The organism is Paenibacillus sp. RC73 (assembly GCF_044908085.1).
Taxonomy (GTDB): domain Bacteria; phylum Bacillota; class Bacilli; order Paenibacillales; family Paenibacillaceae; genus Paenibacillus; species Paenibacillus terrae_A.
In genome coordinates, this window is sequence record NZ_JBIYCV010000001.1 from 319,325 (window position 1) to 339,829 (window position 20,505).

20 protein-coding genes are annotated in these 20,505 nt (G+C 47.9%); 1 reads left to right on the top strand and 19 read right to left on the bottom strand.

Annotation, left to right across the window (positions count from 1 at the left end; all coding sequences use genetic code 11):
- Positions 1 to 19 precede the first annotated feature (19 nt).
- The 11 genes from fliE to ABH897_RS01525 form a co-directional block, all read right to left on the bottom strand.
- Positions 20 to 334: a flagellar hook-basal body complex protein FliE gene (gene fliE / locus ABH897_RS01475; RefSeq protein WP_283655624.1), complete on the bottom strand. Its 315-nt coding sequence runs from the start codon at positions 332 to 334 to the stop codon at positions 20 to 22.
- A 39-nt stretch (positions 335 to 373) separates the two neighbouring features.
- Complete coding sequence (gene flgC, locus ABH897_RS01480) at positions 374 to 826, bottom strand: flagellar basal body rod protein FlgC (protein WP_014281074.1); 453 nt, start codon at positions 824 to 826, stop codon at positions 374 to 376.
- A gap of 6 nt (positions 827 to 832) precedes the next feature.
- Positions 833 to 1,240: a flagellar basal body rod protein FlgB gene (flgB, locus tag ABH897_RS01485; protein WP_044644874.1), complete on the bottom strand. Its 408-nt coding sequence runs from the start codon at positions 1,238 to 1,240 to the stop codon at positions 833 to 835.
- Between the two features lie 407 nt (positions 1,241 to 1,647).
- A complete protein-coding gene (gene hslU / locus ABH897_RS01490; RefSeq protein WP_283655623.1) occupies positions 1,648 to 3,048 on the bottom strand; it encodes an ATP-dependent protease ATPase subunit HslU in 1,401 nt (466 codons plus the stop codon).
- A 36-nt stretch (positions 3,049 to 3,084) separates the two neighbouring features.
- On the bottom strand, positions 3,085 to 3,627 hold the full coding sequence (gene hslV / locus ABH897_RS01495) for an ATP-dependent protease subunit HslV (RefSeq protein ID WP_283655622.1): 543 nt from the start codon (positions 3,625 to 3,627) through the stop codon (positions 3,085 to 3,087).
- 26 nt (positions 3,628 to 3,653) lie between these two features.
- A complete protein-coding gene (gene trmFO / locus ABH897_RS01500; RefSeq protein ID WP_283655621.1) occupies positions 3,654 to 4,994 on the bottom strand; it encodes an FADH(2)-oxidizing methylenetetrahydrofolate--tRNA-(uracil(54)-C(5))-methyltransferase TrmFO in 1,341 nt (446 codons plus the stop codon).
- A 27-nt stretch (positions 4,995 to 5,021) separates the two neighbouring features.
- Entirely contained in the window at positions 5,022 to 7,124 is a 2,103-nt protein-coding gene (gene topA, locus ABH897_RS01505) for a type I DNA topoisomerase (RefSeq protein ID WP_283655620.1), read from the bottom strand.
- Positions 7,125 to 7,341: 217 nt separating this feature from the next.
- Complete coding sequence (dprA, locus tag ABH897_RS01510; RefSeq protein ID WP_283655619.1) at positions 7,342 to 8,460, bottom strand: DNA-processing protein DprA; 1,119 nt, start codon at positions 8,458 to 8,460, stop codon at positions 7,342 to 7,344.
- 228 nt (positions 8,461 to 8,688) lie between these two features.
- Positions 8,689 to 9,618, bottom strand: coding sequence for a succinate--CoA ligase subunit alpha (gene sucD / locus ABH897_RS01515; protein ID WP_283655618.1), 930 nt, complete (start codon positions 9,616 to 9,618; stop codon positions 8,689 to 8,691).
- A 49-nt stretch (positions 9,619 to 9,667) separates the two neighbouring features.
- Positions 9,668 to 10,828 (bottom strand): ADP-forming succinate--CoA ligase subunit beta, encoded by a 1,161-nt coding sequence (sucC, locus tag ABH897_RS01520; RefSeq protein ID WP_137062710.1) that lies wholly within the window; start codon positions 10,826 to 10,828, stop codon positions 9,668 to 9,670.
- 325 nt (positions 10,829 to 11,153) lie between these two features.
- Positions 11,154 to 11,627, bottom strand: coding sequence for a MarR family winged helix-turn-helix transcriptional regulator (locus ABH897_RS01525; protein WP_044644881.1), 474 nt, complete (start codon positions 11,625 to 11,627; stop codon positions 11,154 to 11,156).
- A 147-nt stretch (positions 11,628 to 11,774) separates the two neighbouring features.
- Between ABH897_RS01525 and ABH897_RS01530 the strand changes: the two genes are divergently transcribed.
- Positions 11,775 to 12,203 (top strand): organic hydroperoxide resistance protein, encoded by a 429-nt coding sequence (locus ABH897_RS01530; protein WP_283655617.1) that lies wholly within the window; start codon positions 11,775 to 11,777, stop codon positions 12,201 to 12,203.
- A gap of 289 nt (positions 12,204 to 12,492) precedes the next feature.
- On the opposite strand, the gene ABH897_RS01535 is transcribed toward ABH897_RS01530, so the two are convergent.
- From ABH897_RS01535 to lepB, 8 genes are all read right to left on the bottom strand, one after another.
- A complete protein-coding gene (locus ABH897_RS01535) occupies positions 12,493 to 14,256 on the bottom strand; it encodes a YifB family Mg chelatase-like AAA ATPase (protein ID WP_404580228.1) in 1,764 nt (587 codons plus the stop codon).
- A gap of 152 nt (positions 14,257 to 14,408) precedes the next feature.
- The gene (locus tag ABH897_RS01540) at positions 14,409 to 14,960 is read right to left on the bottom strand and encodes a nitroreductase family protein (RefSeq protein WP_404580227.1); all 552 of its coding nucleotides are present in this window, start codon (positions 14,958 to 14,960) and stop codon (positions 14,409 to 14,411) included.
- Between the two features lie 147 nt (positions 14,961 to 15,107).
- On the bottom strand, positions 15,108 to 15,491 hold the full coding sequence (locus ABH897_RS01545) for a YraN family protein (protein WP_404580226.1): 384 nt from the start codon (positions 15,489 to 15,491) through the stop codon (positions 15,108 to 15,110).
- Entirely contained in the window at positions 15,491 to 15,790 is a 300-nt protein-coding gene (locus ABH897_RS01550) for an EscU/YscU/HrcU family type III secretion system export apparatus switch protein (RefSeq protein ID WP_044644886.1), read from the bottom strand. Before ABH897_RS01550 ends, ABH897_RS01545 begins: the two co-directional genes overlap by 1 nt.
- Entirely contained in the window at positions 15,787 to 17,919 is a 2,133-nt protein-coding gene (locus tag ABH897_RS01555; protein ID WP_404591027.1) for a DNA ligase, read from the bottom strand. The genes ABH897_RS01550 and ABH897_RS01555 overlap by 4 nt, the downstream gene beginning before the upstream one ends.
- A 114-nt stretch (positions 17,920 to 18,033) precedes the next feature.
- Entirely contained in the window at positions 18,034 to 18,702 is a 669-nt protein-coding gene (locus ABH897_RS01560; protein WP_404591205.1) for a ribonuclease HII, read from the bottom strand.
- Positions 18,703 to 18,894: 192 nt separating this feature from the next.
- Positions 18,895 to 19,755: a ribosome biogenesis GTPase YlqF gene (gene ylqF, locus ABH897_RS01565; RefSeq protein ID WP_134910182.1), complete on the bottom strand. Its 861-nt coding sequence runs from the start codon at positions 19,753 to 19,755 to the stop codon at positions 18,895 to 18,897.
- Between the two features lie 87 nt (positions 19,756 to 19,842).
- On the bottom strand, positions 19,843 to 20,469 hold the full coding sequence (lepB, locus tag ABH897_RS01570; RefSeq protein ID WP_283655613.1) for a signal peptidase I: 627 nt from the start codon (positions 20,467 to 20,469) through the stop codon (positions 19,843 to 19,845).
- Positions 20,470 to 20,505 lie beyond the last annotated feature (36 nt).

The window sequence follows — 20,505 nt, forward strand, 5'->3', positions numbered from 1 at the left end:
AAACTTTGCTAGATCCTCTTTACATCTGTGTACGCATGATCTCCTGATAGGCTTCAATCGCTTTGTTTCGGACTTGAGTAGTAAGCTGCAGAGAAAGCAGCGCTTGTTGGGAAGTGATCAAGACCTGATCAACATCAACTTTTCCTGCCATGAACTGGTCGGACATCGTGTGTGTAGCGGCTTCCTGCTGCCCCACTTCATTGAGCGCATCCTTTAGGAACGAACCAAAATCCTTCAAGGATTCGGAAGGCGTCGCTTTCGTCAACTCATTGTTAGGCGATTGAATTTGCTGTATTGCCGGTGTCTGTACATTAAACATGGCGTTCTGGATCATGTTTTACTCTCCCTATTCTGTAGTTAGTAGTCCTGGAACTTAGCGACCGATTTCAAGTGCCTTGGAAACCATTGCCTTGGATGCATTCAGAGCTGTTACATTGGCTTCGTAAGAGCGTGTTGCGGAAATCATGTCTACCATTTCTTTCATAATGTCTACATTAGGCATATATACATAGCCATCTTTATCAGCATCCGGGTGACCCGGATTGTACACAGGCTTCAAAGGTGACTGATCTTCCTGTATTTGCGAAACCTTGACGCCAGCGGCGCCTGTTCCATTTCCTTCCATTTGAGCCTGCAAAACATCGGCAAACCGAGATTGGTTAGGCTCCAAAACAACCGTTTTTCTCCGATATGGAACCGCTTGTCCATTCTCCACTTTTGCCCGGGTTGTCTCTGCATTGGCAATGTTGCTTGATATGACATCCATCCGCAACCTTTGGGCCGTAAGAGCAGAGGCACTGATATCAAAGCCGTTGTTAATCTTCACCTGGTCCTATCTCCCTTCTACCGCTGTTCTCATCATTTTGATGCGTTCACTAATTTCTTGGATGTAGGTATTATATCTCAGTTGATTCTCAGCCATAAGGCTCATTTCTCTGTCGATATCCACGTTATTCATATTGTTGTTCATGACAGAATACCCATCTTTGGTGACCACAGCATCTGGAATGGAGTTCGCAGGTCCTATCTGAAAATGTTTCGCATTGGTTACTTTTCCACGTAATGGTGTCACGTCGCCACCCATTTGCTGCTGAAGCAATTCTTCAAATGAAACCTCTGAACGCTTAAAATACGGGGTATCCTCATTGGAAATGTTGTTGGCTATCACACGTTGTCTCGTATTTGCCGCCTGAACACCTGCCTGAAGTTTTTGAAAGCTCATATCACCCAGCAGATTCATTTAGCTCCTCCTTCCAGCGTCTACTCCAAAGTAAGATTCAATAAAACAAGATTTTTCACTTTTTTTCGACAATAAAATTTCATAATTATACATTTCTCTTAGGTCTTAAGTAGAAAATAATTGCTTTGTGTCATATATTCTAAGTTTCGTAGAGTTGGGACCTAATTACAATAAGAAAAAAGCCCTATCTTTTTTAAAAAAGAGGGCTTTCGATGCATAAAATGTTAAATTTTTCAGGTTTTTTTCAATGAAATGAATGTTTTCTTAGCACTTTGCACCTGTAAAAGATTATACGTCCTACTTTTGGAATAGACAGAAAAATCATCTAAGGGACACTCATCTAGGTCTATGTGACGGTGCAAGATAGTGTTATTCTAGACAACGCATCCTATTTTAAAAGCTCCCGCTCATAAAATATACTGACTAAGGTCCCTGTTTTGGGCAATATCACCCAGCTTCTCCCGAACATATTCCGGGGTAATGATCATGCGGTCCAAAGTAAGCTCCGGAGCCTCGAAGGACAAATCCTCCAACAACTTCTCCAAAATCGTATGCAATCGGCGCGCACCGATGTTTTCCGTGTTCCGGTTTACAGACTCGGCAATGCTGGCAATTTCACGGATGGCTTCCGCCGAAAATTCTACTTCAATCTCTTCGGTACGAAGCAAATCCGTGTATTGCTTGGTCAACGCATTTTTAGGCTCTGTCAGTATGGACACAAATTCATCCAATGTGAGACTGCTCAGTTCAACACGGATTGGAAAACGTCCCTGCAGCTCAGGGATCAGATCAGAAGGCTTAGCAACATGAAAAGCTCCAGCGGCGATAAAAAGAATATAATCTGTCCTTACCGGGCCGTATTTAGTCATAATGGTAGAACCCTCGACAATAGGCAAAATATCGCGCTGGACACCTTCTCTAGATACATCAGGACCACTGCCCTTGCCCTGGCTGGCAATTTTGTCGATTTCATCAATAAAAATGATACCGGATTGTTCAGCACGTTTCACGGACTCCTGAATGACATCATCCATGTCGATCAGCTTGGCAGCCTCATCCTGAATTAGCACCTTGCGGGCTTCCTTCACCGGCAACTTGCGCTTTTTGGTCCGCTTTGGCAGAAAGCTTCCGAACATTTCCTGCATGTTCATGCCCATTTGCTCATTTCCCTGCCCAGCAAACATATCCAGCATATTTGGTGCGGTATCCTCCACATCAATCTCAATAACTTCATCCTCAAGCTTGCCGGACAACAGATCGAATTTAGCCTTACGCCGTTTCTCTGCCAAGGATGCGTCCTGTTGTGGGGGTTCTTCCTCTACCGAATTCCCAGTGTTATTGCCAAACAGCATTTCAAAAGGGTTACGTTGGGATTTATTCGATTTCTCCGCAGGTACAAGAATGCTGACAATCCGTTCATTCGCCATGTCCTCGGCTTTGTCCTTCACATTCTCCGTCCGCTCCGCTTTAACGATGCGAATCGAGGTTTCCATCAAGTCACGCACCATGGATTCCACATCCCGGCCGACATAACCCACTTCTGTGAATTTAGTCGCCTCTACCTTAACAAAAGGAGCTCCCACGAGCCGGGCCAGTCTGCGTGCAATTTCGGTTTTACCCACGCCCGTCGGACCGATCATCAAAATATTTTTGGGCACAATTTCATCCCGGATATCGTCCGGCAGCTTGCTGCGCCGATAACGGTTGCGCAAGGCAACGGCAACGGATTTTTTAGCCTGCTTTTGTCCGACAATATATTTATCCAGCTCGGATACAACTTGTCTGGGCGTCAACGATTGATTATTCATTTTGCACTCCTCCACCCTTGAATACTCAGAGCCGATTTACAGTTCTTCCACGATAATCTGATTGTTCGTATACACGCATATCTCCGAGGCAACCTCCAGCGCTTCCCGGGCCATATCCTTTGCCTCCATACCGGAGCCATGACGCTTGAATGCGCGCGCCGCCGCCAATGCAAAATTACCGCCTGAGCCGATCGCAAGCACATCATCGTCCGGCTCAATAATTTCACCGCCCCCGGAAATGAGTAGCATTCCGGATTGATCCATAACAATCATCAAAGCCTCCAGCTTACGCAGGATACGGTCCTGCCGCCAGTCCTTAGCCAGCTCCACCGCAGCCCGCTGAAGGTTGCCGTGATGTTCCTCCAGCTTGTTTTCAAACTTTTCAAACAATGTGATGGCATCCGCCACTGAGCCGGCAAAACCTGCAACCACCTGACCACGGTATAATCTGCGTACTTTTTTTGCCGTCTGCTTCATGACGACACTGTTACCAAACGTTACCTGACCATCACCGGCAATAGCTCCCTTGCCATTGTGGCGTACAGCACAGATGGTGGTAGCATGAAAGGATATATCCATAACGCGCTCCTCCTTTTCCTTCATCCTTATGCCTGTACTTCGGCTGACATAACTTCCGCTTCGTTGATGTAACCACGCAAGCTTTCCAGCGCACGGTTAGCAAGCGCTTCGTTCTTTTCCTTCTTGTTGCGAATACGCGTTTCCAGCTTTGGCAGCAGACCGAAGTTCGCATTCATCGGCTGAAAATGTTTGAAATCAGCGGTTGTGATGTAACGAGCCATACTGCCGAGTGTCGTTTCCGCAGGGAACACAAACATTTCTTGTCCACGCGCCGCACGCGCTGCATTCATTCCCGCCAGCAATCCTGAGGCCGCGGATTCCACGTACCCTTCTACTCCAGTCATTTGTCCGGCAAAGAACAGATTACTTCTGCCTTTGAACTGATAGGTCGGATGAAGCTGCTGTGGAGAATTAATAAAGGTGTTGCGATGCATTACACCATAACGTACAAACTCTGCATTCTCCAGGCCCGGTATCATGGAAAATACGCGCTTTTGCTCTCCCCATTTCAGATGAGTCTGGAAGCCAACCAGGTTGTACAGTGTACCCGCCGCATTATCCTGACGAAGCTGCACAACGGCATATGGCAACTCTCCTGTATGTGGGTTCACGAGACCGACTGGTTTCATCGGCCCAAACAATGCCGTCTGCTTACCGCGCTGCATCATCACTTCAATGGGCATACAGCCTTCGAAATAAATTTCTTTTTCGAATTCCTTAACTTGTGCCACCTCAGCCGTAATCAGCGCCTCATAAAAAGCGTCAAATTCCGCTTCATTCATCGGACAGTTCAAGTAGGCTGCTTCTCCCTTATCATAACGGGAAGCCAGATAAACCTTACTCATGTCGATAGAGTCCTTCTCCACAATCGGGGCCGCCGCATCGTAAAAGTAAAAATACTCTTCTCCCATCAGCGATTTAATCTGTTCCGACAAAGCCGGAGAAGTTAAAGGCCCGGTAGCAATGACCACGATCCCATCCTGTGGAATTTCCTGAAGTTCCTCATTGACAACCTCAATAAGCGGATGTTGATGAAGGGTATCTGTAATATGGCCGGAAAATCCATCTCGATCCACCGCCAGCGCACCACCAGCCGGAACAGCATGACGATCTGCGGCATTCAAAATCAAGGAGTTCAATATTCTCATTTCTTCCTTCAGCACACCTACCGCGTTAGTCAAGCCGTTAGCCCGTAAAGAATTGCTGCACACCAGCTCGGCAAATTTATCTGTATGATGTGCCGGTGTTTTAACAACCGGTCTCATTTCATATAACTTCACAGGCACACCACGGCTTGCAATCTGCCAGGCAGCTTCGCTGCCCGCCAAACCTGCTCCGATGACCGTTACCTTTAGTGGTTCACTCACGTTTAAATCCCCCTGCTATTGTTGTTCTTATGAAGTCTCTACGCCCTCGTCGCTATCTTCCAGCATTTCACTGTGATCACAGACGGTACAGTTGAGCTTCGTTCCCTGTTTTGTACGTTTTTCAACCATTAGGCCATCACAGCTTGGACAAGGCTTAATGGATGGTTTATCCCAGGATACAAAATCGCATTCCGGATAACGGTCACACCCATAAAAGATACGTCCTTTTTTACTCCGCCGTTCCACAACATGGCCCTCACCACATGTAGGACAATTGATCCCGATATCCTTGACAATCGGCTTCGTATTGCGACAATCTGGGAACGCAGAGCAGGCTAGAAATTTACCAAAGCGGCCGAGCTTATACACCATCGGGCTGCCACATTTGTCACAAATGACATCGGATTCTTCATCCTTTATCTCAATTTCCTTCATTTCTTCCTCTGCCACTTCCAGACGTTTCTCAAACGACTCATAAAAGTCACTCAAGACCTTGACCCAGTCTCCTTCGCCTTCTTCTACGTGATCAAGGTCACCTTCCATATTGGCCGTGAATTCCACGTTCAGAATTTCAGGAAAGAATTCCTCCATCTGCTCGATGACCAGTTCTCCCAGCTCTGTAGGGAAGAACTTCTTCTCTTCAATGGCGACATAGCCACGCTTCTGAATAGTTTCCAGTGTCGGTGCATACGTACTCGGACGTCCGATACCCAGTTCTTCCAACGTTTTCACCAGCCGTGCTTCTGTATAACGAGGAGGCGGTTGCGTGAAATGCTGCTTCGGCTCAACCGATTCCTTTTTCAGCTTGTCGCCCGGTTTAAGCGGCGGCAGCAGCTTATCTTCTTCGGTTTTGCCGTCGTCATTCCCCTCCACATACACTTTCATGAAGCCTGAAAAACGAACCTTCGAGCCAGCTGCACGGAATATGGTCTCACCCGCTTCAATATCAACGGACAAGGTATCCATAATAGCTGAAGCCATCTGACTGGCCATAAAACGCTCCCATACCAGTTTGTACAAACGGAACTGGTCCCGACTCATAAACGGCTTAACCGTTTCCGGATCACGCAGCGCAGAGGTTGGACGAATCGCTTCATGTGCATCCTGGGCGTTGGCCGCTTTTTTGGAATATTGACGAGGACTTTCAGGTACAAAAGCTTCACCATATTTCTGAATAATGAATTCCTTCGCTTCCTCTTGGGCCGAGACGGCGATTCGTGTGGAATCCGTACGCATATACGTAATCAGACCCACGGTTCCTTCCTTGCCCAAGTCCACACCCTCATACAGCTGCTGGGCCACGGACATTGTTTTGGATGCACGGAAGTTGAGTTTCCGAGCCGCCTCTTGCTGCAAGGAGCTAGTCGTGAATGGTGGAGAAGGATTGCGCAAACGCTCTTTCTCTTTCACATCACGGACCTTGTAAGACGACTTGCCGATAGCCTCCAGCACTTCTTGTACATCCGCTTCGCTGGAGAGCTCTTTCTTTTCGCCACGAAGCTGATGGAATTTCGCTTCAAAGGTACTGTCCTTAATCGCTAGTTTAGCTGTGATCGTCCAATACTCTTCAGGCACAAACTCATTAATCTCGTTTTCCCGGTCTAGGATAATTTTCACGGCAACCGACTGCACGCGCCCTGCAGACAAGCCCTTCTTTACCTTTTTCCAAAGCAATGGACTGATTTTGTAGCCGACAAGCCGATCAAGAATCCGCCGTGCTTGTTGGGCATTGACCAAATCCATATTGATTTTGCGTGGTGTTTTAAAAGCATCCTTGACGGCCTGCTTTGTGATCTCATTAAATACAACGCGGCAGTCTGCTGTATCGTCCAAATCCAGCGCATGCGCCAAATGCCAAGCAATAGCTTCGCCTTCGCGATCCGGGTCAGCCGCCAGATATACTTTTTTCACTTTTTTTCTGGCATCCTTTAATTCTTTCAAAATCGAGCCTTTACCTCGAATGGTAATGTATTTGGGATTAAAATCATTTTCGACCTCTACGCCGATCTGACTCTTTGGCAAATCCCTGATATGACCCATGGAAGCCTTGACGATATATTTGCTGCCCAAGTATTTGCCGATCGTCTTCGCCTTGGAAGGCGATTCCACGATGACGAGTGAATCCGCCATAGGCTCTTCCTCCTCTCAATTACGTACAATTAGGATAGACTTCCTGAAATGTGGTGAGTTATAGCGCGGAGGCGCTCCGAGCTATAAAGTCAACACATTTCAGGAAGTGGGGAGGGAGCAGGAATCCGCTGTGCGGATAAATATCTAAACTCCCATCCCTGGATGTTTAATACTGAATTTATACAATTACTACATTAAGGATTTGCAAAATCAACTATTAAATAAGTTTGTATTTTGTACCCGCAAGCTGGGTGATCCTTTTTTTTATGATTAACGATAACAGAACTGAGTGTAAAAGTCCAAAATCCCATGCAGTCGCTTCAAGCAGTTCATCCAGTGTAAGTGTTCCCTGCTCCAGTAACAGCACGACATGTTTTTCCTCGGCAGTCTCACTCACTGGTACTTTGGAGACACCATTCACATCCAGACTCTGCTCTCTATTGTATGAAGAAACATCCCTTGTACGCAAATTAGCTACGTACTCCTCTACAATATCCGAAGCTTCGGTGACCGTTTTAGCCCCTTGCTTAATCAAACTTAACGTACCTCTGCTCTTCGGTGATGTAATCGGTCCGGGAACGGCGAACACATCTCGATCCGCCTCCAACGCAGCATCAGCTGTAATTAGGGAACCGCTTCTTACATCTGCTTCCACCACAACGGTTCCCTGTGTCAGACCAGCAATGATCCGGTTACGCTGCGGAAACATTCCCGGATGCGATCTGGTGCCAGGTGGATATTCCGATACAATCAAGCCTTTGCTCGCCATCTCTGCAAATAAAGATGCATTTTGGGGCGGGTAAATTTGATCAATCGCCGTTCCAAGAACCCCTATCGTATTGCCTCCCCGGCGCAGGGCAGCTTCGTGGCAAATACTGTCGATCCCTCTCGCCAATCCACTGACTACTGTAATGCCCGCATCACACAATCCCTCTGTCAGCATTTCGGCCGCTCTGCGTCCATAAGCCGTAGGAATGCGAGTCCCCACCATAGCTATAGAGCATGTATGCAAAAGTGAAATGTCCCCTTTCGTATACAATACCCAAGGCGCGTCAACCGTTTCTTTCATTAATAGGGGATAATCCTCATCCACATAAGTAATCACTCCGATATCGCCGGATCGAACCCGCTCATATCTTTCATGTACCCAATCTTCATCGTAACACTGCGCCGCTATACGGGCCTGAGTGGGATTTAATCCTACCTCAAGCCATTTCTGCTCGCTAAAATGCAGCAGTTCATGCAGTCGGTAGTCACTCGACCAAATACGCTGAATTGTTTTTCTACCGATACCCTCTAATTCATGCAAACCCAGCAAAAGCCATCTTTCTTCCAAACTGCGGTTCCCCCATTCTCGGGGAGAGTGAACCCTCCCTTATTTTGTGGCACAACGTATCATTTTGCAAGCGTTTCCCTGATAAGCCTGTCCTAACGCAAAAAAAGCAACCTTTTCATCCCCTGTTTAAGAAGACAAAAAGGTTGCTTACCTTTCTTTCATTATACACTAGCAAGCGGCAAATTTCGATGCCATTTTACAGCTTGTATATTAATGAAGAAACACGATTTAATGTGTTGTACATAAATTCAAAATACCACGCGCTTCCAGCACACTGACCAGCGTCGAGCCCATCTCCGAAGGAGTCGGTGCCACCTTGATACCACAGGCTTCAAGCGTAGCGATTTTTTCCTTGGCTGTTCCTTTTCCGCCGGAAATGATGGCGCCTGCATGCCCCATCCGTTTGCCCGGAGGCGCAGTCACACCGCCGATAAAACCGACCACCGGTTTCGTCATATTGTCCCGAATCCACTCTGCTGCTTCCTCCTCGGCTGTACCGCCGATTTCTCCGATCAGAATGACAGCATGCGTGTTAGAATCTTCATTGAAGCGATGCAAAATATCAATAAATTCCGAACCTTTAACTGGGTCCCCTCCGATACCAACCGCGGAAGATTGTCCGATGCCCCGGGTAGTCAGCTGATGTACCGCTTCATAGGTTAGCGTGCCGCTACGCGACACAACGCCTACATGGCCCGGCAGATGAATGTAACCTGGCATGATGCCAATTTTGCACTCTCCCGGTGTAATTACGCCTGGACAGTTAGGACCGATCAGAACGGTCTTTTTACCTTCCATAAAACGCTTTACCCTGATCATATCAAGCACCGGAATGCCCTCGGTTATACAAATCACGAGGTCTAACTCTGCATCCACAGCCTCCAAAATGGAATCCGCAGCAAAAGCAGGCGGCACATAAATAACACTCGCTGTCGCGCCTGTAGCAGTCTTCGCTTCGCTGACTGTATTAAACACGGGCAACTTGACCTGCTGTCCGTTCTCCAGCGTAATTTCCACCTCGGTGCCGCCCTTGCCTGGAGAGGTGCCTCCTACCATCTGTGTGCCATAATCAAGCGCACCCTTGGCGTGGAATAACGCCGTTTTTCCCGTAATCCCCTGTGTAATCACCTTTGTATGCTTATCGACCAAAATACTCACGATCTTCACATCCCCTATCGTTTATTCGGCATATCGGAATGCAAACAGGCTATTGAACAAGTTCGACGATTTTCTGGGCACCATCCGCCATGGAATCAGCCGCCACGATGTTCAAACCGGATTCCGCCAAAATCTGTTTACCCAACTCGACATTCGTACCTTCGAGACGGACAACAAGCGGACGTGTCAGCCCCAATTGCTTGGCAGCCTCCACCACACCGTTCGCAATGATGTCACACTGCATAATTCCGCCGAAAATGTTCACAAAAATGCCCTTTACCTTCGGATCGGACAAAATGATTTTGAACGCTTCGGTTACCTTTTCTGTCGTCGCACCGCCCCCTACGTCCAGGAAGTTGGCCGGATCGCCACCGTAATATTTGATAATGTCCATCGTCGCCATTGCAAGACCTGCGCCGTTGACCATACACCCAATATTTCCGTCCAATGCAATGTAGCTCAGATCGTATTTGGAAGCTTCGATTTCTTTCTCGTCCTCTTCGTCCAAATCACGCAGCTCCAAAATATCCTTGTGGCGGAACAACGCATTAGAGTCAAAATTCAGTTTGGCATCCAACGCCAGCACATTCCCGTCACCTGTGACGACCAACGGATTGATCTCTGCAATCGAACAATCCTTGTCCACAAAAGCTTCATAGAGCGCCTGCATGAACTTAACCGCCTTGTTTACCAGCTCATTCGGGATGTTAATGTCATACGCCAGTTTGCGCGCCTGATATACCTGAAGCCCAATCGCCGGATCAACAACCGCTTTAAAAATTTTCTCCGGAGTAGCCGCAGCTACCTCTTCGATTTCCGTACCGCCTTCTTCCGAGGCCATGATCACGACACGTCCGGTCGCACGATCCACGACAACACCGACGTAATACTCTTTACGAATATCGCAGCCTTCCTCTACCAAAAGGCGTTTAACCTCTTTGCCTTCAGGCCCGGTCTGATGTGTCACCAGCACCTTACCCAAAATTTCAGAAGCATAGGTACGCACTTCATCCAAGCTTTTGGCCACCTTCACACCGCCCGCTTTACCACGTCCACCGGCATGAATTTGCGCCTTGACCACCGTAACAGCGCTTCCAAGCGATTCTGCTGCAGCAACGGCTTCCTCCACCGTATAGGCAACCTTACCGTTCGGTACAGCCACTCCGTACTGCTTCAATACTTCTTTACCCTGATATTCATGGATATTCATTCTGGAATCCTCCTATCAACATGACTGCAACAAGGGCGGTTCACAAGGAAATCTATACTAAACCTACATCATTGTAACATGTTTTTAAAACGCTTTCCTTATAATTTAACCTTATGAATTACAGTATTTTGATATCATTATCATTCCCAAAATCGAATGCTTGGATATTAATGGATATTCATTTTAATAGAATACAAAAAAAAGCACCTCTTCAAGTTCGGGATTTATTAAATCCGTATGAGAGGTACTTTACATTGGGGCATTCCTTCATCCAGCTACGGGCGGCTACATAACAAGAGATTCGTAATGTAGCCGGAAATACCGATTATGATTTTTCAACCTGCACATTCGCTTCATGAACTCGATCCAGCAGATCGTTGAACTGAAACAGGAGCGAGCCGAATTGATCGTGGGTCATGCTTGTTTTTTCCTGAATACATCCCGGTACAGATTGCGCTTTTTCCCGCAATGCACTTCCTTCAGGAGTCAAAGAAATCAGCACCTTACGTTCATCCTGAGTCGAACGCTTCCGGTCAATGAGTCCGGCATTCTGCAATCTTTTCAATAACGGGGTCAGTGTGCCTGAGTCCAGATACAACGCCTCGCCTAATTCCTTCACTGTACATTCCTCGCGCTCCCACAACACAATGAGTACCAAATACTGTGAGTATGTCACACCAAGCTTTTCCAGATAAGGCTGGTATAGCTTCGTAATCTCTCTGGAGCACGCATATATGGCAAAGCATAACTGATTATCAAGTTTTAATGCTGTACCTTCATTATGTTTGTTGTTGTCCATGCTGTCAGATCACCTACTTTCGTCATTATTTTATCACATTATATAACAAAAAGCATGCTAATTGCACAAAATACTTTACAAATAATAATTATTTTGATAAATTAAATTGTGTAAAATACAAATTGAACGAGAGGCAGTGATTGAATTATGATGACCATTCAACAAAAAATGTATGAAACAACAGTGAAAGCAGTTGGAGGACGTAATGGTTATGTCGAGTCTTCTTCCCCTGAACTTCGTTTAAATATTGATACACCCAAAGAAATGGGAGGTGCAGGTGGCGCGGGTACGAATCCGGAGCAATTGTTCGCAGCAGGCTATTCAGCGTGTTTTGACAGTGCTTTGAATATGGTTGCCCGCATGCAACGTATTAAACATGAAGGTACCGAAGTAACAGCAACGGTCAATTTCGGTAAAGTTGAAGACGGCGGCTTTGGAATCGGAGTAAACCTCGATGTAGTGGTGAAAGGCGTTGACCATGAAACAGCGGTAAAACTGGTAGAAGGCGCACATGAACAGTGTCCTTACTCCCGCGCTACCCGCGGCAACATTGAAGTCAAGTTGAACGTGCTCTAATCCGAATTTTACAATAAAGCCTCCGAGCTGTTTCTGGTTCGGAGGCTTTGTATACTTTCAGCTACACCTTCTCAACAAAGGATTGATAGATGGTTTTTCTTCCATCAAGTAACATGGGAGATGATGCATAATCGTATATACGAAATTGATATACTTATTGTATAATAACGTTGTCATAATCTTTTTTCTTCTCCAGAACTTAAGCGTCTGGAGCTTTTTTTGTCTTACATGAGGATTTTGCAAAATCCTGACATAAAAAATATGGACATGGAGTTACTTCTATGCCGCTTTATTCTTCTGAAATATTGGCATGTGCCCTGTCCATATTCCGATATTGAATGGCTTCAGCTACATGCGACACGGTGATCTTCTCTGATTGACTCAAGTCTGCAATGGTGCGTGACAGCTTGAGAATTCGATCATACGCACGCATGCTTAAACCGAGCGCATCCATCGTCTGATCAAGCAGTTCTGCCGCATTGAGTTCTAGTACCGCATATTTCCGGAGCATTTGACCGGATAGTTCGCTATTCCATGAAAAAAGAAGCTTGCTGTACCTATCGATTTGTATCGCTTGAGCAGCTAGTACCTGTCTTCGCATTTCAGCGGACGACAGTGACTCCTTTTCCTCACGCCAGTCCTTCGGTTGCGATACCTCAAGCTGAAGATCGATCCGGTCCAGTAATGGACCAGAAATACGCGAACGATAGCGAGCTACCGCAGCAGGTGAACAGGTACAGCGCTGATGTTGCGTATCACTTCCGAAAAAGCCGCAGTGACACGGGTTCATAGAAGCTGCGAGTAAAAAGTGTGCCGGGTACTTAAAAACTGCACGTGAACGGCTAATTGTTACATTGCGATCTTCCAACGGCTGCCTCAGCACCTCTAGCACATGACGACTAAACTCAGGCAACTCATCCAGAAATAAAATCCCCCGATGGGCAAGGCTAATTTCTCCCGGCTTGGGAATGCCGCCGCCGCCCACCAATCCAGCAGCGGAAATCGTATGATGAGGTGAACGGAAGGGGCGAATGTTCATCAAATGAGGCGACGACTCCTTCCACTTCCCGGCGGCGCTGTAAATTTTGGTAACCTCCAGTGCCTCTTTTTCGGTCAAGGGCGGCAGAATGGATGGCAGCCTGCGGATAAGCATCGTTTTTCCGGCACCTGGCGGCCCGATAAGGATGATATTGTGCATTCCGGCAGCAGCGATAACCAGCGCTCGTTTGGCGTGTAGCTGGCCCAATACATCGCTGTAATCCTCCATAACGTCAATCATCTCTTTGACCTCACACATGGGTATCTGATCTGCCGAAAGCAAATGCTCATAAGAATGGATAATGACCTGCTGTCTAGCAGTAATACGCATACCATGGTCATGATTTTCGACTTGATTCGAGACGGGGTTAGGATCTGGATCAATAGCTTGCTTAATATCTTGATTAATTATTTGATTACCTGTTTGATTAGTTCCTTCACCATCCGTTGGATCAGGTAAGTAGTTAGAATTTCGATCTTTTGATTGTCCTTCAATAATGTATTGTGCGTGATCTTTTGCTGGAATGAGATCCATCAGATGGCGAACAGCGTAAATACGTATACCCGTGATCAGGCGTGCTTCCCCTGCATTTTCCTCAGGAAGCAGCACCGAATGAAATCCTTCTCGCTTGGCCAAATCAACCATAGACAATACCCCGTTCACGGGCCGAATACTGCCGTCCAACGCTAGTTCACCGATGAATAACGTCCGTTTCCCCGCAGGTAAAACGACTTGTCCGCTGGTTGTCAGCAGTCCCAAAGCGATTGCAAAGTCAAAGGATGAGCCTTCCTTACGTAAATCAGCAGGAGCCAAATTTATGGTTACACGCTGGGACGGATATTTGAAACCGCAGTTTTTGATCGCTGCTCTTACGCGCTCTACGGCTTCTCGAATTGCTGAATCCGGCAATCCGATGATCGCAGTTTGAGGTAACCCATTAGACAAATCAGTTTCCACTTCAATCAGAACACCGTCTATTCCATAAAGACAAGCTCCATGTAGTTTTCCATACATAACAAAAAAACACCTCTCCTCATATTGAAATGTCTCCTCTCGGGGAGCATTGCATATATGAAAAAAGGTGCTTCCAAATTTTCATCCGCTGCAAATATCATGTTACATTTTTAATTCATAAAGCTGTCTAATCAAGGTTATTCGACAAAAGATTATTTGTCAAACAGGGTTAGCTTATCCGTTGCTGGAATACGTGGTCTTGGTTCTGGAATGACTTCAGGATAACCCGCATACACCATGCCGATGATCTTCTCACCAGGCTGAATTCCCAAATACTTGCGGAATTTCGGTGAATAAAGAAAAGGCTTTGTGACCCAAAACGTTCCGATTCCTTTACTCCATGCGGCAAGCATAAAGTTTTGTACAAGGGCACTAACCGCTGCAAAGTCCTCATCCCAAACTGCCTGACGCGGATCTTCCTCCAAAACAACTAAAAGCTGAATCGGATTGTGCAAAATGCCGCTTTCGAACTTGTTATCCTTGCCAATATCGGCTTCAATAGCTTCAGCGAGCTTTCTCCGCCCGTCACCAGCAAACAAGAGAAAACGCCATGGCTCGCGCATTTTATGATTAGGAGCCCATACAGCAACGTCCAGCAGTTCTTTAATGGTATCTACCGAAATGGGGTCGGATTTGAAGCGTTTAATGGTCCGTCGTTCCTGAATTACATCTATGACATGTTCACTAAAGGTATGCTCTGTCACGTATATCCTCCTTCACAGGTATAGCTCGTGGATATCACTATAACTATATATTCAAAATGATAACCATTCTCAATAAAATATACCTTTAGCGTTCCTTCCTGTCAACCTATACATATGAAATTCAATCCAGTGTACTTTACTGCTCTTTTAAAATGCCTCAATTATATGCTCCGTGACGACTGCGGTTTCGTCAATCAATCGTACAGAAATCATATCAAAACGGATTGGAACATCTCCAATCCCGTTCATATGCAAATAAACAGCAGCTGTCTGGCGAACCTGGGTTATTTTACGTGCAGTGATTGATTCTGCGGGCGTTCCATAATTGGAGCTACTTCGGCTGCGTACTTCAATAAACACGAGAATATCCTCCCGGGAGGCAATCAGATCCATTTCACCACTACGACATCGCCAGTTACGCTCTATGATACGATACCCCAGATTTTCCAAAAACGAAGCCGCCGCCTGTTCACCCAAAGCTCCTTTGGCTTTTCGTTGATCCTTGCTTCCGGTCCTCACATCGTTCCTCATCAGCTATCATCCCTTGGAGCAAGCTTATCCATCTGATATATATAGGTGAGCACCTCTGCCACTAACTGATATAGCTCAGCAGGAATTTGCTCATCCAAATCAAGCTTGGACAACACCTCAACCAGTGCGGCATCCTCTTGAACGGGAACGCCGTGCTCTTTGGCTTTTTCCAAAATGCTATCCGCAATACGACCGCTTCCTTTGGCAACGACGATTGGGGCTTCGCTCTCACCGGGCGTATATTTAAGGGCGACAGCCTTCTTCCTGGAAGGAGAAGGAGCCTCCAACGGCTCTTTCATATTTTAAGATCGACTCCTTTATACGGCTGAGGCACATAGCTTTGTACCTCCGAAGAGACCAGACCTTTGCTCTCCTGTCCAGTCCTTATCGGCATCGGTTCGGTGCGCAGGGATAAAAGCTGATACCCTAGCGATTCCAGCGCCGTATGAATGGATTCACGCCCGCTGGTCAACAGCGAAGCAGCCCAATCCTGATCGTTATGGAGCTTAAGGCTCACTATCCGGTCCACGACTTGCACATCCACCAATGTTGGCCCTAGCGCCTTCATGTCCAAATCAAACCAAAGCCGGCAGTTGGATGCATCCAGTTCCCCGCGTTTACCGCGTCGAGACTGAATCTGGATCGTAGCTGTTTCACGACCATCCGGTCCGACAAACGGAATAAACATGTGTACCTGTGCAAAAGGGGCCGTACGGTCCGTATTCAGCAGCAACTGCTGACCCGTCAGGTGCTGCACGACCTGCTGCGCCGCCTCTTTCAGGGCAGGCGGCAGGTCATCGCTGCCCATCAACTGGAGCAGCGCCCCCTTTACGGTGTCGGCATCCGCTGACACCGTACCGCCCGCCGCAGCCGCTAATCCCGGCAGCGGCTGCGTTCCTTCCGGCGGCTCCATACGGGCCGCCGCCGTTCCCTGCGCGGTCTGTGCAGCCGCGCGGTGTACCTGCTGCTCGTGCTCTGCACCGAGCAGCTTCAGCACGCGGCCCACCCACGGGTCCTCCGTGGGGGTGAGCTGCGTGCTGGACGCCGCTGGCTGCGCAGCAGCTGCGTCCGTAGCCCGCAGAGCGCCAGCCGCAGGCTGCGGCGCTTCTGTTGCGGGCTGCTCCGGCGCAGCCGTGCCCAGCGCGGGCGGCACCGCCGCGCGCAGCTCTTGCAGCAGCGTACGCAGCCGCTGAAGAGGCGCCTCCGGCGTGGCCGCGTTGCCCGCAGCGGCCTGCGGCGCAGAGCCGCCAGCCAGCTGCGCGGCGGCACGGTCGGCCATAGCGGCGTTTGCAGCGGGCTTCGCCCCGGCAGGCTCTGCCATTGCCGCCGCTGGAGCGCCGTCGGCGCCCTTAGGCTGCTGTGTACCCGCTGTGGCTGCTTGCGGCTTCTCCGCTCCGGCACGTGAAGCCCTTAGTGCATCAGCGCCCGATTCAGGTGCATTTACACCAGAGTCCGCCACCACGTCCGTGGCTATGGCTCCACGCCCATTAGCTAGTGCTGGTTCCCCGGAGGCAGCACCTTTAGCTACAGATGCAGCAGTACCAGTCGGAGCATCCGTGTCTGTCGCCGAAGCGCCCGCTTCACCCACCATAGCAGCAAGATTTGCCGCCTGAGTCCCTTTCAGCGTCTCCTTGCCTCCTGCTGCCAGTGCCGCTTCTGCCTGCTTTGTAGTAACAGCAGCGGCATCTTTGGACAATACAGGAACTTGGCCTTCTGGTGCATCTGCAATCACAGCTGAAGAAGCGCCTGATGGAGCAGGGGACATTCGGTCAGCCCCCTTTACCGCTGTTGCTTCTCCCGCCATACGGTCACCAGATGCTCCTTGACCTTGCTGCTTGAATACTGCTTCAAGCTCCTGCTCCAGCGAAGACAAAAGATCATTTAAAGGAGGCCCAAACATCGCCTGTCGCAGGCCGTTTATACTTTCCGCCGTCAACGGCAATCCACGTTGAAAGGCAACCGCTGCTGCCTGCACAAACGTCTCTATTTGTACTTTTCCCGGCTGCTTCGCCAAAGCGTCTCGTAAAGAAGCCGCATTTTCCGATGTCAACGGTACGCCATTCTTTTGCATCGCCTGTATTAGCTCCCTGTTCTGCGCTGTATCCGGTAGTCCCACCGAATCCAGTACATCTGCCAGTGCTACAGTCTGCTGCCCTGTGTTGGCTGCATCGTTCAAAGGCTTAAGTACAGTCATTCCGCTGGGCGAAGCTGGCTGGACCTGGAGTAATGTGGACTGTCCAGGTTGAAGAGGGGTTTCCAGCTTGGCTCTGACCTGGGAACCCTGAATTTGCAACACAGCCTCACCGCCGTCCTCAGACACCTTTAATACGACGCCTCGCACGACCTGACCTGGCTGCATATCGAGCTTTTTAACCTCTCCCGCCTTCACATCACCGAGTAATCCTCGAAATACAGATCCGATATTCATAGGGTCCCTCCTCTCCTCATGCCCCATATTCAAGGGGCCTATTTTATTAGGTCAGGATTTGCAAAATCCTTAGGTATACATTATATCGGCACAGTCCCGACTCATAATAAGTATTTACAGGTCAAACAACGTCGGTTGCTCGATCAACAAATTACCAAGAAAGCTGCGTCTATGCATTGCTGTAGGTCCCAGCGTCAAAATTTGTTCCCTATGCAGCTTCGTAGCGTAACCTTTATGTATACCAATCCCATATTCCGGGTACTTTGCATCCCATTCACCTTTGCACAGTCGATCACGGGTTACCTTGGCGATAATAGAAGCCGCAGCAATAGACTGGCTGTTCGCATCCCCTTTAATAATAGAAAGCTGGGAAATAGGCAAATCCACCTTTTCTGCATCTACAAGTAAATAATCAGGAGATATATGCAGAGCCTCAACAGCCTGCTTCATAGCCAAACGAGCTGCCTGTTTAATATTGATGGCATCAATCGTTCGTGCGTCCACATATCCGACTCCTACGGCAATGGCCTTCTCCATAATCAGCTCATAGTAGGTTTCCCTCTTCTTGTCCGTCAGCTTTTTGGAATCATCCACGCCCTCCAGCAGCTCACCATTCGGCAAAATGACTGCCGCTGCCACAACATCCCCGAACAAACACCCTCGGCCTACCTCATCAATACCAGCGATGCGCTCATAGGATTGCTCCCAGCACTCTTTTTCATAGCGCAGCATGTCCGTTACCGCTACCACTTTTTCTTCCATACTCCATACCCGCCTATCTATATGTAGTTTGGCGCTTAATTCACGCCATAGTTCTGTACAATTTTATTCAGCTTAACACAGACCTGTCCACCCCAAAACCCTTTTCGTTAACCTGCCTTCACATACCAAAAAACCTTCCTCTCTCCGGAGAGATGGGGAAGGTTCTTCCTTGCCACACTATGCTATGTTGTGTATCCGGTACATCTGGCAGAATCAGTAAGGAGCTTCCAAACTGAAACGTCCCAGCTTACCTGCACGCAGCTCACGTAAAATGATTTTTGACGACTTTTCGAGATCTACACGTCCACCGCTGACAATACAGCCGCGTTTACGTCCAATCGCTTCCATGACACTGACAATTTCATCGGCATTTTCCGTATCCTCGGGACGTTCAGTCAGCTCAAAGCGCGCTGCCAGCTCATCCCAGTAATATTGAACCAAATATTTTGTCGCGAAAAAAGCGATATCCTCAACATTCAAAATCTCTTCCTTGATCGCGCCTGTAACCGCCAGACGATAACCAACATTCTGATCCTCAAATTTGGGCCACAAAATACCCGGTGTATCCAGCAGCTCAATTTCACCAATCTTGATCCATTGCTGTGCCTTCGTCACCCCAGGACGATCGCCCGTAGCTGCAATGCTACGTCCTGCCATACGGTTGATCAGGGTCGATTTACCGACATTCGGTATACCAACAATCAAAGCACGCATAGGACGAGGATTCATACCTTTAGAAATCTGCCGATCTATCTTTTCCTTAAGCAGCAACTTGGCCTGAACCGGAATTTCTTTCATCCCTGTGCCTGTTGTAGCATCCACCTGAAAAGCGATATGCCCTTGCTCCTTAAAGTAGGCAATCCACTGCTGTGATACTACCGGGTCCGCCAAATCTGCCTTATTTAAAATAATCATTCGCGGCTTGCCCTGCAAAATATCATCAATCATTGGATTTCGGCTGGAAAGCGGCAATCGAGCATCAATCAACTCAATTACCAAATCAATCAGCTTTAATTTTGCTTCAATTTGGCGGCGCGCTTTGGTCATATGACCAGGAAACCATTGTATCGTCACCGTCATCACCTCATTGATCGTAACTCCTAACGTTTCCCATAGGGTTATGCGTCAGGATTACGGCAGCTATGCTGCATATTAGTTGTTCTAGTGGTTAATCCACTTCATATCCTTCACCGGCCAGAAAATAACATCAGCACGGCCGACGACTTCTTTCAAATCAATATATCCAATCATCCGACTGTCTGTACTGTTGGAACGGTTATCCCCCATAACAAAAATATGTCCTGCGGGAACTTTACCATCCTTAAAATTTTCATTCGGGAAATTTGTAAACTTGTTGTAAAGCTCACCATTTTGATGCGCTTCCTCCAACGGAGTTTTCAAGTAAGGCTCCTGAATAGGTTTACCATTCACCGTAATCGTGTCACCTTCTACCTTAACCGTATCGCCCTCAACGGCAATGACGCGCTTAATGAAGTCTCTTCCTTCATCCGGCACATGAAAAACGATTACCTCTCCCGGTTTTGGGGAACGGAAATCATACAAAATTTCATTTACAATGACACGTTCTCCGGTATGAAAGTTAGGCTGCATCGACGGGCCATCCACAATAAACGGCTTAAAAAGAAACCAACGGATTAAAAAGACCAACACTAACGCGATAACGATGGCCTTGACCCACTCAAAAATCTCATTTTTCGGTTTACGCTTGGGCGTACCATCCTGATCGGTCGGCTGCTGTATAGCTCCTTGTCCTACTTCTTGCTCCATAGCTCACTGTCCTCTCTTTACGGTCAATAATCCACA